The 14,474-nt window shown below is 33.2% G+C and carries 14 protein-coding genes; 7 read left to right on the top strand and 7 right to left on the bottom strand.

What is annotated here, in order from left to right:
• The first annotated feature begins 74 nt into the window (after positions 1 to 74).
• Positions 75 to 1,667 carry a SulP family inorganic anion transporter gene (locus AC1EUV_RS08300; protein WP_480198219.1) on the top strand — a complete coding sequence of 531 codons (1,593 nt, stop codon included), beginning with the start codon at positions 75 to 77 and terminating at the stop codon, positions 1,665 to 1,667.
• On the opposite strand, the gene coaD is transcribed toward AC1EUV_RS08300, so the two are convergent.
• A complete protein-coding gene (gene coaD, locus AC1EUV_RS08295; protein ID WP_480198218.1) occupies positions 1,668 to 2,123 on the bottom strand; it encodes a pantetheine-phosphate adenylyltransferase in 456 nt (151 codons plus the stop codon).
• Positions 2,124 to 2,128: 5 nt separating this feature from the next.
• Positions 2,129 to 3,100, bottom strand: coding sequence for a D-alanine--D-alanine ligase (locus AC1EUV_RS08290; protein ID WP_480198217.1), 972 nt, complete (start codon positions 3,098 to 3,100; stop codon positions 2,129 to 2,131).
• A 100-nt stretch (positions 3,101 to 3,200) separates the two neighbouring features.
• On the opposite strand from AC1EUV_RS08290, the gene AC1EUV_RS08285 reads away from it, so the two are divergent.
• Positions 3,201 to 3,785 (top strand): PASTA domain-containing protein, encoded by a 585-nt coding sequence (locus AC1EUV_RS08285; protein ID WP_480198216.1) that lies wholly within the window; start codon positions 3,201 to 3,203, stop codon positions 3,783 to 3,785.
• A complete protein-coding gene (locus AC1EUV_RS08280) occupies positions 3,785 to 4,810 on the top strand; it encodes an RluA family pseudouridine synthase (RefSeq protein WP_480198215.1) in 1,026 nt (341 codons plus the stop codon). The genes AC1EUV_RS08285 and AC1EUV_RS08280 overlap by 1 nt, the downstream gene beginning before the upstream one ends.
• On the opposite strand, the gene AC1EUV_RS08275 is transcribed toward AC1EUV_RS08280, so the two are convergent.
• Positions 4,807 to 5,277: an SgcJ/EcaC family oxidoreductase gene (locus AC1EUV_RS08275; RefSeq protein WP_480198214.1), complete on the bottom strand. Its 471-nt coding sequence runs from the start codon at positions 5,275 to 5,277 to the stop codon at positions 4,807 to 4,809. The two genes, AC1EUV_RS08280 and AC1EUV_RS08275, sit on opposite strands and share 4 nt — an antisense overlap.
• Before the next feature lie 124 nt (positions 5,278 to 5,401).
• Here AC1EUV_RS08275 and yaaA point away from each other — a divergent pair, with 124 nt between their 5' ends.
• On the top strand, positions 5,402 to 6,160 hold the full coding sequence (yaaA, locus tag AC1EUV_RS08270) for a peroxide stress protein YaaA (protein WP_480198213.1): 759 nt from the start codon (positions 5,402 to 5,404) through the stop codon (positions 6,158 to 6,160).
• Here the strand turns inward: yaaA and AC1EUV_RS08265 are convergent.
• A complete protein-coding gene (locus tag AC1EUV_RS08265; RefSeq protein WP_480198212.1) occupies positions 6,157 to 7,581 on the bottom strand; it encodes an L-serine ammonia-lyase in 1,425 nt (474 codons plus the stop codon). The genes yaaA and AC1EUV_RS08265 overlap by 4 nt on opposite strands.
• A gap of 209 nt (positions 7,582 to 7,790) precedes the next feature.
• Between AC1EUV_RS08265 and dnaK the strand changes: the two genes are divergently transcribed.
• Together dnaK and AC1EUV_RS08255 are read left to right on the top strand one after the other, a co-directional pair.
• A complete protein-coding gene (gene dnaK, locus AC1EUV_RS08260; RefSeq protein ID WP_480198211.1) occupies positions 7,791 to 9,701 on the top strand; it encodes a molecular chaperone DnaK in 1,911 nt (636 codons plus the stop codon).
• Positions 9,702 to 9,807: 106 nt separating this feature from the next.
• Positions 9,808 to 11,094, top strand: coding sequence for a hypothetical protein (locus tag AC1EUV_RS08255; protein WP_480198210.1), 1,287 nt, complete (start codon positions 9,808 to 9,810; stop codon positions 11,092 to 11,094).
• On the opposite strand, the gene AC1EUV_RS08250 is transcribed toward AC1EUV_RS08255, so the two are convergent.
• The 3 genes from AC1EUV_RS08250 to AC1EUV_RS08240 all read right to left on the bottom strand — a co-directional run bounded on the left by AC1EUV_RS08250 (position 11,095) and on the right by AC1EUV_RS08240 (position 12,953).
• Complete coding sequence (locus AC1EUV_RS08250) at positions 11,095 to 11,883, bottom strand: PhzF family phenazine biosynthesis protein (protein WP_480198209.1); 789 nt, start codon at positions 11,881 to 11,883, stop codon at positions 11,095 to 11,097.
• A 52-nt stretch (positions 11,884 to 11,935) separates the two neighbouring features.
• Entirely contained in the window at positions 11,936 to 12,400 is a 465-nt protein-coding gene (locus AC1EUV_RS08245; RefSeq protein WP_480198208.1) for a CAP domain-containing protein, read from the bottom strand.
• A gap of 70 nt (positions 12,401 to 12,470) precedes the next feature.
• The gene (locus AC1EUV_RS08240) at positions 12,471 to 12,953 is read right to left on the bottom strand and encodes a CAP domain-containing protein (RefSeq protein ID WP_480198207.1); all 483 of its coding nucleotides are present in this window, start codon (positions 12,951 to 12,953) and stop codon (positions 12,471 to 12,473) included.
• 143 nt (positions 12,954 to 13,096) lie between these two features.
• Here AC1EUV_RS08240 and AC1EUV_RS08235 point away from each other — a divergent pair, with 143 nt between their 5' ends.
• Entirely contained in the window at positions 13,097 to 14,473 is a 1,377-nt protein-coding gene (locus AC1EUV_RS08235) for an MATE family efflux transporter (RefSeq protein WP_480198206.1), read from the top strand.
• The last annotated feature ends 1 nt before the right edge of the window (position 14,474 follow it).

The raw sequence follows: 14,474 nt of genomic DNA, 5'->3' as shown, positions 1-14,474 counted from the left end.
TTTTTTTATGCGCTAGATAACAGTTGTTTACTTTATAAAATAGCCTATCTTTGCCGCCTTAAAATTTTAAGATCATGACTGAATTTATCAGAAAGCGTACAGCCAATGTAAAAAACGATGTTTTATCAGGTTTAACAGTGGCATTGGCATTGGTGCCAGAAGCAGTAGCTTTTGCTTTTGTGGCTGGTGTAGACCCATTGGTTGGATTGTATGCTGCATTTATGATCGGCTTAATTACAGCTATTTTTGGTGGTAGACCAGGTATGATATCCGGTGCTACTGGAGCTTTGGCTGTAGTAATGGTAAGTTTAGTTGCCGAAGGTAATGCACTTGGTGCGGAAGGAGAAAATCTTGGACTGTATTATCTTTTTGCTACGGTTATTTTAATGGGAATTATACAGATGTTAGCTGGTGTTTTTAAACTAGGAAAGTTTGTGCGTTTAATTCCGCATCCAGTAATGATGGGCTTTGTAAATGGGTTAGCAATTGTAATATTCTTATCCCAATTAGGGATGTTTAAAGAAGTAGTCAATGGAGAAAAAGTTTGGATGCAAGGAGCTACTTTATGGATTATGGCAGGATTGGTAGCCTTAACCATGGGGATTATGTTTGGTTTGCCTAAACTTAATAAAAAATTACCTGAAGCCCTAATTGCTATTCTTGTAGTTTCTGCAATTGTAATTTTTGGAGGTTTAGACGTAGCTACTGTTGGTAGTTTTATTAGAGAGGGTGGTGGCGAAGGCTTAAAAGGAGGGTTACCTGTTTTTCAGTCTGAAATATTTGATAAGGTTCCTTTAAATCTTGAAACGTTTAAGTTCATATTTCCATACGCATTGATCTTAGCAGCTATTGGGTTGATAGAATCATTAATGACTTTGAATTTAGTTGATGAATTGACTGAAACTCGCGGAAACTCTAACAGAGAATGTTTAGCACAAGGTGGTGCTAATATTGTTACAGGGCTGTTTGGAGGTATGGGCGGTTGTGCCATGATTGGTCAATCAATTATCAATATAAAAGGTGGAGGTAGAGGTCGCTTATCGGGTATTGTGGCTGCTTTAGCCTTACTAGCGTTTATATTATTTGCTTCTGGTTTAATAGAACAAGTTCCAATCGCGGCTTTGGTAGGCGTAATGTTTATGGTAGTAGTAGGTACGTTTGCATGGTCTAGTTTTAGAATTTTGAATAAAATACCAATAAGTGATGTAATTGTTTTAGTGGCTGTTTCTGCATTAACAGTAGTTTTTGATTTAGCAATTGCTGTAATAGCTGGTGTTATAATATCTGCATTGGTTTTTTCTTGGGAAAATGCCAAACGTATTCGCGCTAAAAAATATGAAAAAGAAGATGGTACTAAAGTTTATGAAATTTGGGGACCATTATTTTTTGGTAGTATACAGGCATTTAATGGTAAGTTTGATGTAAAAAATGATCCAAAACAAATAGAAATTGATTTTATGGAATCACGTGTTTCAGATCATTCTGCTTTAGAAGCTTTATTCAACTTAATTGGTAAATATGAAGAAGCTGGTAAGCAAATTAAGATCAAGCATTTGAGCCCAGCTTGTCAAAGATTAATGGTAAAAGCTTCTCCACGTTTAGCTAGTGTAATTGAAAAAGCCATAGACGATCCTCGTTATCACGTGATGGCTAAAGTGATGGATTAATTACTTTACTTTCACACTATCTGGAACGAGTTTAGTATAATCACCATTATTACGGATTACGTCTCGAACTATAGATGAAGAAATATACGAAGTGCTAGCAGCGGTTAAAAGAAAAACTGTTTCAATAGGAGCTAAATCACGATTAGTATGCGCAATCGCTTTTTCAAACTCAAAATCGGCTGGATTTCTGAGTCCACGCAAAATAAATTCAACACCTATCTCTTTACAAAAATCAACGGTTAGTCCTTTGTAAGTAACTACCTTTACCTTGGGTTCATCTTTAAAAGAGTCTTCAATAAATTGTTTACGTTCCTCTAGGGAGAACATATATTTTTTATCTGCATTAACACCAATTGCTACAATTACTTCATCAAACAATTGTACACCACGTTTTATAATATCATAATGACCTAAAGTAATGGGGTCAAAAGATCCAGGAAATAATGCTTTTTTCATAATCATTAGTTTAAAGCGGTTTCAATAGCATTAACAAATAATGTTTCTAAACTTATACCTGCAGCTTCTGCTTGTTGAGGTAATAAACTAGCTTCAGTTAATCCAGGTACTGTATTGATCTCTAAAAAATAAGGTTCATCACCTATAAAAATATATTCTGCACGCGAAAATCCATTTAAGTTTAGTATTTCATAAACTTCTTTAGCAACTGAATTGAGTCGTTGTAATTGTTTTTTAGAAATTCTAGCTGGCGTAATTTCTTTGGAGGCTCCCAGATATTTAGCTTCATAATCAAAGAAATCATTTTCAGAAACGATTTCCGTCGCTGGTAGCACTTTAGTTTTCCCTTTGTAGTTTATAACTCCAATAGAAACTTCAATACCATCTAAAAAAGATTCTATTAAGATCTCGTTATCTTCCGCGAAAGCATAATTAATGGCTTCTTTTAAATTTTTCTGTTGTGTTACTTTACTGATGCCAAAGCTAGAACCTGCATTGTTTGGTTTTACAAAGCATGGTAAACCTACAGTTTTTATAATTTCTTCTTCATTAATTACATCACCATTATCCAAATAAACAGAAGTAGCTGCCTTTATACCATAATGCCTAACTACACTTAGTGTATCTCGTTTATTAAATGTTAATGCCATTTGATAAAATGGAGCAGACGTGTGTTTTATTCCTAAAAGATTAAAATAAGCCAGTATAGTACCGTCTTCACCAGGATGCCCATGAATTGCATTAAAAACACAATCGAAGGAAATCTTGTTTCCATTTAGTAAAAAAGAAAAATCTCCTTTATCGATATTGTATTCTTTATTATCTATAAAAACTACCCATTTTTCCTTTAAAATATGGACTTTATAAGCGTTGTATATTTGTTTATTTAAGTGTTTATAAACTACATTACCGCTCATTATCGAAATTTCGACTTCAGATGAGTAGCCTCCCATAATAATGGCAATATTTTTTTTCACGTAGCCTATTTAGAAATGGTTATTAGAACAAAAGTATTGATTCTTGCTGTTAAAAATACTACTTTTTTGAGTAAGTTTGTGATTGCTAAATAAAACCAAAATGCAGCTAATACAGTATTTAAAAAGTAAGCAATTTTTACGGACCATTATTACCATATTATTAAGTGTTGTAATTGTTATTTTTTTATTGAATAGATTTTTAAGTTATAGAACCAATCACAATCAAAAAATACCAGTACCAGATTTGGCTAAGCTTTCGTTGGATGAGGCTGATAAAAAGTTAAAGGATGCTAACCTAGCATTTATTGTTATAGATTCTGCAAGTTTTAATGCAGAGTATCCACCAAAGTCGGTATTAGAACAAAACCCTGGAGCTGGCGACTTTGTAAAAGAGGGGCGCAAAATTTATTTAACACTAAATGCTTCTAATTACCGTAAAGTAGCTGTTCCAGATATTTTAGGAAAAACAAAACGTCAAGTGGTAACTCATTTAACATCTATAGGCTTTAGAATTGGAAACTCGAGTTATATACCTGATATTGGTCGTGATGTGGTTCGTAAGCTTAATTTTAACGGTAAAGAACTCAAAGCAGGCGATCTTGTGGCTAAAAACTCTAAAATTGATATGGTCTTAGGTGATGGAAATTTGGGCAACACGAGTGATATTGATGAAGATGAAAATTAATGAGTGAGCAACCTGCCGAAATAGAACAAGACGATCTTTACGAGCATTATAAGTTTACCGCAAGTGAAGGGCAAGAGCCTTTACGTGTTGATAAATTTCTAATGAATTTTATAGAAAATGCTACACGTAATAAGATTCAACAAGCGGTAAAAGCAGGTAACGTTTTGGTAAATGATGCAATTGTAAAGGCTAACCATAAAGTAAAGCCTAACGACGTTGTTAGAGTAGTGTTGGCTCATCCGCCACACGAAAATTTATTAGTGGCCGAAGATATCCCAATTGATATCACTTATGAGGATGATGATGTAATTGTAGTGAATAAGCCAGCAGGTATGGTTGTACATCCTGGTCATGGTAATTATACTGGCACATTAGTTAACGGACTCATACATCATATAGAAAACTTGCCAAAAAATTCTAATGAACGCCCAGGTTTAGTGCATAGAATTGATAAAGACACCAGTGGCTTATTGGTAGTTGCTAAAACAGAATTTGCTATGGCAAATTTGGCAAAGCAATTTTTTGATCGCACTACTGATAGATTGTATTATGCTTTGGTCTGGGGAAATATTGATGAAGATGAAGGCACCATTACCGGAAATGTTGGACGTAGCTTTAAAAATCGGTTGCAAATGGATGTTTTTCCTGATGGAGAACATGGTAAGCACGCAATAACACATTTTAAAGTTATTGAGCGATTTAGTTATGTAACGTTGGTCGAATGCAAGCTAGAAACCGGTAGAACACATCAAATTAGGGCGCACTTTAAACATATTGGGCATACCTTGTTTAATGATGAGCGCTATGGAGGAGAAAAGATATTAAAAGGAACAACCTTTACTAAATACAAACAGTTTGTAGATAATTGCTTAAAGGTTTTGCCTCGTCAGGCATTGCATGCCAAAACTCTCGGTTTTGAACATCCAACTACAAAAAAATGGATGCAGTTTGATTCTCAAATTCCTCAAGATATGCAGTTAGCTTTAGAAAAGTGGAGGAATTATACTGTGAATCAAAAAGATTAGGTTTTGTTTTTCCTATAATCAACGGCAGTAATTTTACCTTCTTCATTAATAATATGAGTTTCTTTACCAGGTACAATATCGGTGTTGTGAGCAGCAACACATAACCATCTGTTTTCTTTTTTTTGAACTACAAATGTGAATATATTCTTTCTATCAAGTGGGTTATTTATTTGATTTGTTCCCGTTTGATTGCTTAGTTTCATTCGGGCATGAACAATAGCAATATTATCTCGTAAAAACGTCACTCTTGTCTTGCGTAATTCAGCTATCGATTTATTGAATATTCGCTTTAAACCATAATCATGAGCTCTAAAAATTGAATCACGGTTATGCCACCATAACCCAACTACATTTATAAACTCAGCATCTTCGACAAAAAGGCTAGCTATACCTTTAGCATCTCTATTATTCCAGAAACGAATAAATAGAAGTGGAATGTCTTTAGGTTTCTTTGCTATAGTATTCATATAAATCCTTTAAGTTAAAAGAGCACTCATAAATTTTGGTAATACATGTATTGGTTTTAAAAGTACTAAAAGTTTGATGATTGCCGTTTTGAATTGTATTTTTATATCATAAATAAAAGTAGAAATGAAAATAGTAATCTCACCGGCAAAATCTCTCGATTGCGAAACACAAATACCAACTAATAAATATACAGAACCCGCTTTTTTGGAACAATCAGAAAAACTGTCAAATGTTTTAAAAAAGAAAAGTGTTAAGCAATTATCAAAATTGATGAGCATTTCTGATAATCTTGGACAATTAAATTATGAACGTAATCAAAATTGGTCTTTGCCATTTACTACCGATAATGCGAGACAAGCTATTTATACATTTAAAGGCGATGTATATCGTGGCTTAGATATGGCAACGCTGCCGGAAGATAAACTAGACCAATTACAAAATAAGTTACGAATTTTATCAGGTCAGTATGGTTTACTAAAACCGTTAGATTTAATGCAACCTTATCGTTTAGAAATGGGTACACGATTGAAGGTTGGTAGAAAAGACAACCTATATCAGTTTTGGGATAATTCTATTACTCAAGCTTTAAATGATGAATTAAAAGATGATGAATTATTTGTAAACTTGGCTAGTGCAGAATACTTTAAAGCAATTAAACCTAAAGTATTAAAAGTGCCTATTGTCACACCAATTTTTAAGGATTTTAAAAATGGACAATATAAAACGATTATGACCTTTGCTAAATTAGCAAGAGGTTATATGGTGCGTTATATAGTTGATAATAATATTGAAGACATTGAAGGTTTAAAAGGATTTGATAGAGAAGGTTATGCCTTTGATGCAAATATGTCTACTGAAACTGAATTAGTTTTTACACGTTAACAGTCAGATAAGCTAACTTTTACGGCCAAGCCACCTTCTGAAGTTTCCTTGTATTTGTTATTCATATCTTTTGCTGTTTCCCACATGGTATCTACCACTTTGTCTAGTGGTACTTTTACATTTTTAGGATCAGTTTCTAAAGCTAATTCTGCCGCATGAATAGCTTTAATTGCACCCATAGAATTTCGTTCTATACAAGGCACCTGTACCAAGCCGCCAATAGGGTCACATGTTAGACCTAAATGATGCTCCATAGCTATTTCGGCGGCAATCATTACTTGTTCAGGACTACCACCTAATAATTCGCATAAAGCAGCAGATGCCATTGCAGAAGAAACTCCTATCTCCGCTTGACAGCCTCCCATGGCAGCAGAAATTGTTGCACCTTTTTTAAAGATACTGCCTATTTCGCCAGCTACTAATAAAAATTGCTTAATATGTTTAAAATTAGCTTCATGATTTTCAATCACTAGATAGTACATTAATACAGCAGGAATCACACCGGCACTTCCATTAGTTGGTGCGGTAACCACTCTTCCTAATGAGGCATTTACTTCATTTACACTTAAGGCAAAACAACTTACCCATTTTAATATTTGTCTGAATTTTACTTCGGTTTTACGAATAGTTTCTAGCCATTCTTGAGGGGAATTATACTGTAAATTACCTTTTAACTTTTGATGTGTATCAAATGCACGACGGCGAACATTGAGACCACCAGGTAAATTTCCTTCCGTATGACAACCTATATACATGCATTCTAACATTGTGTTCCAAATACGCTGCATTTCAAAATCGATTTTTTCATTAGAATGAATTGATTTTTCATTTTCTAGAACAACTTCAGAAATTGATTTGTTAAGGTCATTACAATATTCTAGCAATTCACTAGCTTTTTGAATAGGATGAGGAAAAACTGTATTAAAGATTTCTTCTTGCTTCTTTGAATTTACTAATTCCTCTTTTACTACAAACCCACCACCAATGGAGTAGAAGGTAGAAGAGATGCTATTTTCTTTTGCATGAGTTGTAAAGGTTAATCCGTTAGCATGAAAAGGTAAGAATTCACGATTAAAAACGATAGAATCTTTAATGTTAAATGGAACCTCTAATTGATTATTTAAATTCAAGATTTTGGTACTTTTTATTTTATCAATTATCTTAGAAATATCTTCAACAGGAACAGTTTCAGGGTCAGCTCCAGACAATCCCAATAAAATAGCCAAATCTGTTGCATGCCCTTTTCCCGTTAAGGATAATGAACCGTATAAATCGACTTTGATATTATCAATTTTATCAAAAAATTTAGCATCTTTTAGTTCTTTAATCCATCGTTCTGCAGCACGCCAAGGTCCTAATGTATGGGAACTTGAAGGTCCAACACCAATCTTTAACATATCAAAAACACTAATGCTTTCCATTCTAATAATAAATTTCAGCTAAAGTAAAAAAAGGTTTAATTGAGGCAGCTTTTATTCATTAAATATTTTGTTTACTTCAAATTTTATGACACTATGTCATTTTTATCAAAACTTTTCTGTCAAAACCTTTAAAAATGGCTACTGGCATAAAGATTGACATTAGCTAACCGAATTAGTAAATAAAATCAAAATAACAATTAAAATATATTATGAGTAAAATTATAGGAATTGATTTAGGAACAACCAACTCATGTGTTTCTGTAATGGAAGGTAATGAACCGGTTGTAATTCCTAATGCTGAAGGAAAAAGAACTACACCATCTGTAATTGCTTTCGTTGAGGGAGGTGAGATAAAAGTTGGTGATCCTGCAAAGCGTCAAGCGGTTACGAACCCAACAAAAACAGTTTATTCTATTAAAAGATTTATGGGTAATAAATACTCTGAGTCTCAAAAAGAAGCTGAAAGAGTGCCTTACAAAGTTGTAAAAGGCGATAATAATACACCAAGAGTTGATATAGATGGTCGTTTATATACACCACAAGAATTATCGGCTATGGTATTACAGAAAATGAAAAAAACGGCTGAAGATTACTTAGGCACTTCGGTAACTCAAGCGGTAATTACTGTACCAGCATATTTTAATGATGCTCAACGTCAAGCTACTAAAGAAGCTGGTGAAATTGCTGGATTAAAAGTAGAACGTATCATTAATGAGCCTACTGCCGCTGCTTTGGCTTATGGTATGGATAAAAAGAATGAAGACAAAAAAATTGTTGTTTTTGACTTTGGTGGAGGTACACATGATGTATCTATCTTAGAATTAGGTGATGGCGTTTTTGAAGTATTATCTACTGATGGCGATACACATTTAGGTGGTGATGATGTTGATCAAAAAATAATCAATTGGTTAGCTGAGGAGTTTAAGAATGATGAAAATATGGATCTTCGTGAAGACCCGATGGCGTTGCAGCGTTTAAAAGAAGCTGCTGAAAAAGCGAAAATTGAATTATCATCTTCTGCACAAACAGAAATCAATTTACCTTATGTAACTGCTACTGCTAGCGGACCAAAGCACTTGGTAAGAACGTTAACGAGGTCTCATTTCGAAAAATTAATTGATGATCTAATTAAAAGAACAGTTGAACCATGTAAAACTGCTTTAAAGAATGCAGATTTATCAACTGGAGATATCGACGAAATCATTTTAGTTGGTGGTTCTACTCGTATCCCTGCGGTACAAGAAGCTGTAGAGAAATTTTTTGGTAAGAAGCCGTCTAAGGGTGTTAATCCTGATGAGGTTGTGGCTGTAGGTGCCGCTATTCAAGGTGGTGTATTAACAGGAGACGTAAAAGATGTATTGTTATTAGATGTAACTCCATTATCACTAGGTATAGAAACTATGGGTAACGTAATGACAAAGTTGATTGAGGCAAATACTACGATTCCTACAAAGAAATCACAAGTATTCTCAACTGCAGCAGATAATCAACCATCTGTAGAGATTCACGTGTTGCAAGGTGAGCGTGCTATGGCAGGTGATAATAAAACAATTGGTCGTTTCCATTTAGATGGAATTCCACCAGCGCCAAGAGGAGTGCCTCAAATTGAAGTGACATTCGATATTGATGCAAATGGTATTATCAATGTATCTGCAAAAGATAAAGGTACTGGTAAAGAACATAATATTAGAATTGAAGCTTCTTCTGGATTAACAGATGAGGAAATCGAAAAGATGAAAGCTGATGCTGAAGCTAACGCTGAAGCGGATAAATTAGCGAAAGAAACAGCTGATAAGATCAATGGAGCTGATTCTATGATTTTCCAAACAGAAAAGCAACTAAGTGAATTTGGTGATAAATTATCTGATGATAAAAAAGCACCAATTGAAGCTGCTTTAGAAGAATTGAAAAAAGCACACGAATCTAAAGATTTAGCGCAAATAGATACTGCTATGGAAAAGATTAATGAAGCTTGGAAAGTAGCCTCAGAAGAAATGTACAAAGCACAGCAAGAAGCGCAAGCTGGAGGAGCTGCTGGTCCTGATGCCGGAGCCAACGGTGCTGCTACAGAAGGCGATGATGTACAAGATGTAGACTTCGAGGAAGTGAAAGAAGAGTAGTCTAAGACTACATTTAGTATAAAAAAACCCGCTCAGCTGAGCGGGTTTTTTAATTTTTGCCATTACACATAAGAATATCTATCTTGGCTATACCAAATCTTAACCTATGACCAATAATAAACCCGAATGGTTACAAGCTTTAGAAGCGCAATCTTGGCAAGCTGAATTAATAGCTTCTGGTTTAGCCATCTATGGATCTCTATCTATGGGGGTTTATCTTGATAGTTTTGCTGAATGGGCTGTTTTGCGATTTAGTGACCGTATTTTAAATATTTTGTATTTCATGTTACTATACATTTATACAGCACATGCGGTTTTGGTTGTTAGTTTTATAACACATTTAGTACTTCGTATTTTATGGGCAGGTATTTTAGGACTAAGTTCTGTATTTCCTGGTGGGATAAATATGGAGAGTAAGGCGTATCCAGAACATTTTAAGGAAAAACTAAAAAAAGAGTTTCCGGATCTATCGCAATATTCATTAGAATTAGATAAGCTATGTAGCTTAATATTCTCAATACTTTGTGCTATGATTATGGTACTAATTAGTATATCAATTTGGCTCTTTATATATATAGGCCTCAGTGAACTATTGATTAAATTTTTACCAGTAGAGACTGTTAATTATATTGGTTACGGATTTGTAATATTATTTTTTCTAGTAGCGATTATTAGTGGTTTGACATCAGCGGGAGTATTAAAAAATACTTCTTTTGCTAAAAAATATTCTTATAAGATGAATCAATTTTTTAGTAAGGCTATTTACTTTATTGCCTATAAGCCATTTAATTATATTATTCAAACCATTAGAACAAATGTAACTTCTAAGTTATTTTTTGTGGGAATGTTTGCTATTATTATAATAAGTATGTTTATGGCATTGCCTAGATTTAGAAATATTGTGCCTTATTATAAGTCAGATATTTTTGTAAAATTAAATTCACACGAATCGTATGTGATTCAGAATAGTTATTTAGATAAGCTTGAAGCCAAAAGAATTTTAGAACCCGTTATACAGAGTGAAATAGTTAAGGATAACTATTTACAATTATATATTCCTAAATACAAACGTGAACAACCACTTATTAAAAATATTTGTGGAGAATTTAAATGGGATGATAATATATCTATTCAAAAAAACCGTGAGTTGAGAAATGATTTTAAAGTAGAATGTGCTAATAATTATTATTCAATTTCAATAGATAATAAACTCGTAAAAGAAGTGGATTACCAATACAGAAGAAATCTTTATAATGATAGAGAAGGCTACCAAGTATTTATAAATATTGATAGTCTTCCTATAGGAAATCATTCTATTCAGATAGAAAGCGCTTATAGTGTTGATGATGTTACTTTTAAAAGAAGTATTCCTTTTTATAAGACTAGAAATTAATTAAATTTCAATTTTACCTTGTAAATACTTTACGGCTTTACCTTTTATAAAAACTCTGTCATTTTCTAATCTGCAAAATAGTTCACCAACGCGATCAGAAATTTGTAAAGCATGTAACTCTTTTTTGCTTAAATTTTTAGACCAGAAAGGAGTTAAAGTACAATGTGCTGAACCTGTTACAGGATCTTCAAAAAGAGTTGCTTGAGGTGTAAAGAAACGTGAAACAAAATCTACTTTTTCTCCTTTTGCAGTTACTATGATGCCACCAGGGTCTATATTTATTTGGTTCAATAGGGCTTGGTCAGGTTTTAAATTTTTGATTTCAGCTTCATCATTATACATCAATAAGTAATCTCTAGCCTTATAGACCTCTTTTGGTTGAATATTAAATGAATCAGCTATGATTTTTGGTAATTCTACTTCTATAGGTGGGCGAGAGGGGAAGTCCATTTCTAGAAAGTCGCCTACTTTTTTTACTTTTAAAATACCGCTTTGAGTTTTAAAAGAGATAATGTTTGCATTATAATTTAAATATTCAAATAGAACAAAAGCAGAGGCTAGTGTAGCATGTCCGCACAAATCCATTTCTATTTCTGGTGTAAACCAACGTAAGTGATAGTTACCGCTATCTAATTTTACAAAATAAGCAGTTTCAGCAAGATTATTTTCTTGCGCAATTTTTAAAAGTAAATCATCAGGTAGCCACTTTTTAAGGGGACATACTGCAGCAGGGTTTCCGCCAAAGAGTGTATCAGTAAAAGCATCAATCTGATAAATATCAATATACATTAGCCATACAGTTAAGTATAGCTAATGTACAATAATATACTTTTTTAAATTTTTATTTAAAGAATATCTGGGTATAGAAATACCTACCCTTGCTGTCTTTTTTTACAGCAATACCTGTGTGTGTAAAATCACCTTCTACATTTGCTTTTAACCAAGCGTTTTGTAAACAAGCCAATAGAGCTTTTTCAGCACTAACATCAAAACCAATGTTTTCAGTAACTTCTTCTGCACTCTCTTTTTCTTCTAGAATTTCCCACCTAACGTCGTAGTTGTCATGGCTAACTCCTTTTTTAGTAACCATATATTCGGCATGTTGAGCAGCTAATTTATCTGCAGTTGCATTTCTCTTTAAAAGAGTTTTGCCAATACTAGCACGATGATTATTTACTAATACTATAAGTTCATTAGCAACGGTAAATTCATCAGCAACGTTTGGGTTATGATCTAATTTGTCATCAGACCAAGACAATAATAATAAAGCGACAGGGATTACCCATAATAATAATTTTCTATTCATGATAATTATAAGTTGTTTAGCTAGTTTATATAACTCAGTTTTTAAGGATTTAGTATATTTCTTTACTTAACTAATTTCGATAGAATAACTGTGTATAGTAATATTTACCTTGATTGTCTTTAATTGCGGCTATACCAATATGTGTAAAATTACCTTCAATATTTGCTTTATGACCGCTACTATTTAACCATCCATTCATTACGCTTTTTGCAGAAGAATATCCAGCAGCAACATTCTCTCCAGCGCTCTTTGCATTTACTTTTTGCTGCAATTCATTGAATCTATCGCTAAAATAATCATGACTAATTTCACCTTGATTAATCATGTAATTAGTATGTTCTTTAGCTAAATTATCAGCAATTGTATTACGCTGAAGCTCAGATTTACCAATGCTTTTACGATGCTCATTTACTAATAATAGGATTTCTTCTTCTATAGTTAGTTCGGCCTCAGCGATAATTTCTTCTTCAAGAGAAATAATTTCTTCGTCTCGAGAACAGGACAATACGATAAATAATAAGGGGAGTATCAAGATTTTTATCTTTCTACTCATATTAAAGGAATTTAGATATATAACTTATTATAAAGAGATTTAGTATTGATCAAGCATTATTATAGTAATGATTTTTTAGTTGAATATTTTATTATACAAACTCTAATGAAATCTAGTACCTTTATCAGCTGAAAAATCAAACCTTGAACTTAAGTAACTACACTTCTGAGTTTCGCTATAACTTAAAACTGGCATACCCTGTAATGTTGGGTATGATTGGCCATACATTGGTCAGTTTTATTGACAATATCATGGTAGGTCAGTTAGGAACGGCGGAGCTAGCGGCTGTATCGTTAGGAAACAGCTTTATTTTTATTGCAATGAGTTTAGGTATTGGTTTTTCTACAGCTATAACTCCTTTGGTTGCGGAGGCTGATGGTGAAAATAATATAGAAAAAGGTAAGCAAGCTTTTAATCACGGGTTGTTTCTATGTACCATATTAGGTATTTCATTATTTTTTGTGATACTACTTATTAAACCGTTAATGTATCACATGGATCAGCCAGTTGAAGTTGTTGAGTATGCCATGCCATATTTAAACCTAGTGGCTTTTTCTCTTGTACCACTTATAATGTTTCAAGCTTTTAAGCAATTTGCAGATGGGCTTTCGCAAACAAAATATGCCATGTGGGCAACAATTTTGGCCAATGTGATTAATGTGATCTTAAATTATTTATTGATTTTTGGAAAGTTCGGATTTCCTGAGTTAGGAATTATAGGTGCGGCTATAGGAACACTAGTCTCTAGGATTATTATGCTAATTTTTATTTGGATTTTACTAAAACAAAAAGAAAAATTCAAGCCATATATAGAACGGTTTAGCTTTAAGAATATAAAGAAAGTTATTCTTAAAAAAATAATTGATTTAGGGTTTCCATCTGCATTACAAATGCTTTTTGAAGTTGCTATTTTTACTGCTGCTATTTGGCTTTCTGGAGCTTTAGGTAAAAACCCGCAAGCGGCTAATCAAATTGCATTAAATCTATCTTCAATGACATTTATGATTGCCATGGGTTTAAGTGTTGCTGCTATGATACGTGTTGGAAATCAAAAGGGATTGAAAAATTTTAAAGAATTACGAAGGATAGCTATTTCTATTTTCTTTTTGGTAGTTATTCTTAATATTGTCTTTGCATTGATCTTTATGATCTTTAATCAAGATTTACCATTGTTATATCTCGATCACAATGATTTAAGTAATCAGGTAGATAATATGGCAGTGATCGGTATTGCTGCTAAATTATTATTAGTTGCCGCGGTATTTCAGATTTCTGACGGAGTTCAAGTAGTAGTTTTAGGCGCTTTGCGCGGATTGCAAGATGTAAAAATTCCTACTTTTATAACATTTGTAGCTTATTGGGTTATTGGCTTTCCGATTAGTTATTTTTTAGGAAAAGAGGATGTTTATGGAAGTGTAGGTATCTGGATCGGTCTATTAGCAGGCTTAACTGCTTCTGCAATTATGTTGTATATTCGATTTAATTATCTCACTAAAAAATTGATAGCTCAGGAACATTAAT

The organism is Maritimimonas sp. 2304DJ26-3 (genome assembly GCF_056591635.1).
The sequence above is the reverse complement of the archived record's forward strand: the minus strand, read 5'-3'. Positions and strand labels throughout refer to the sequence as shown.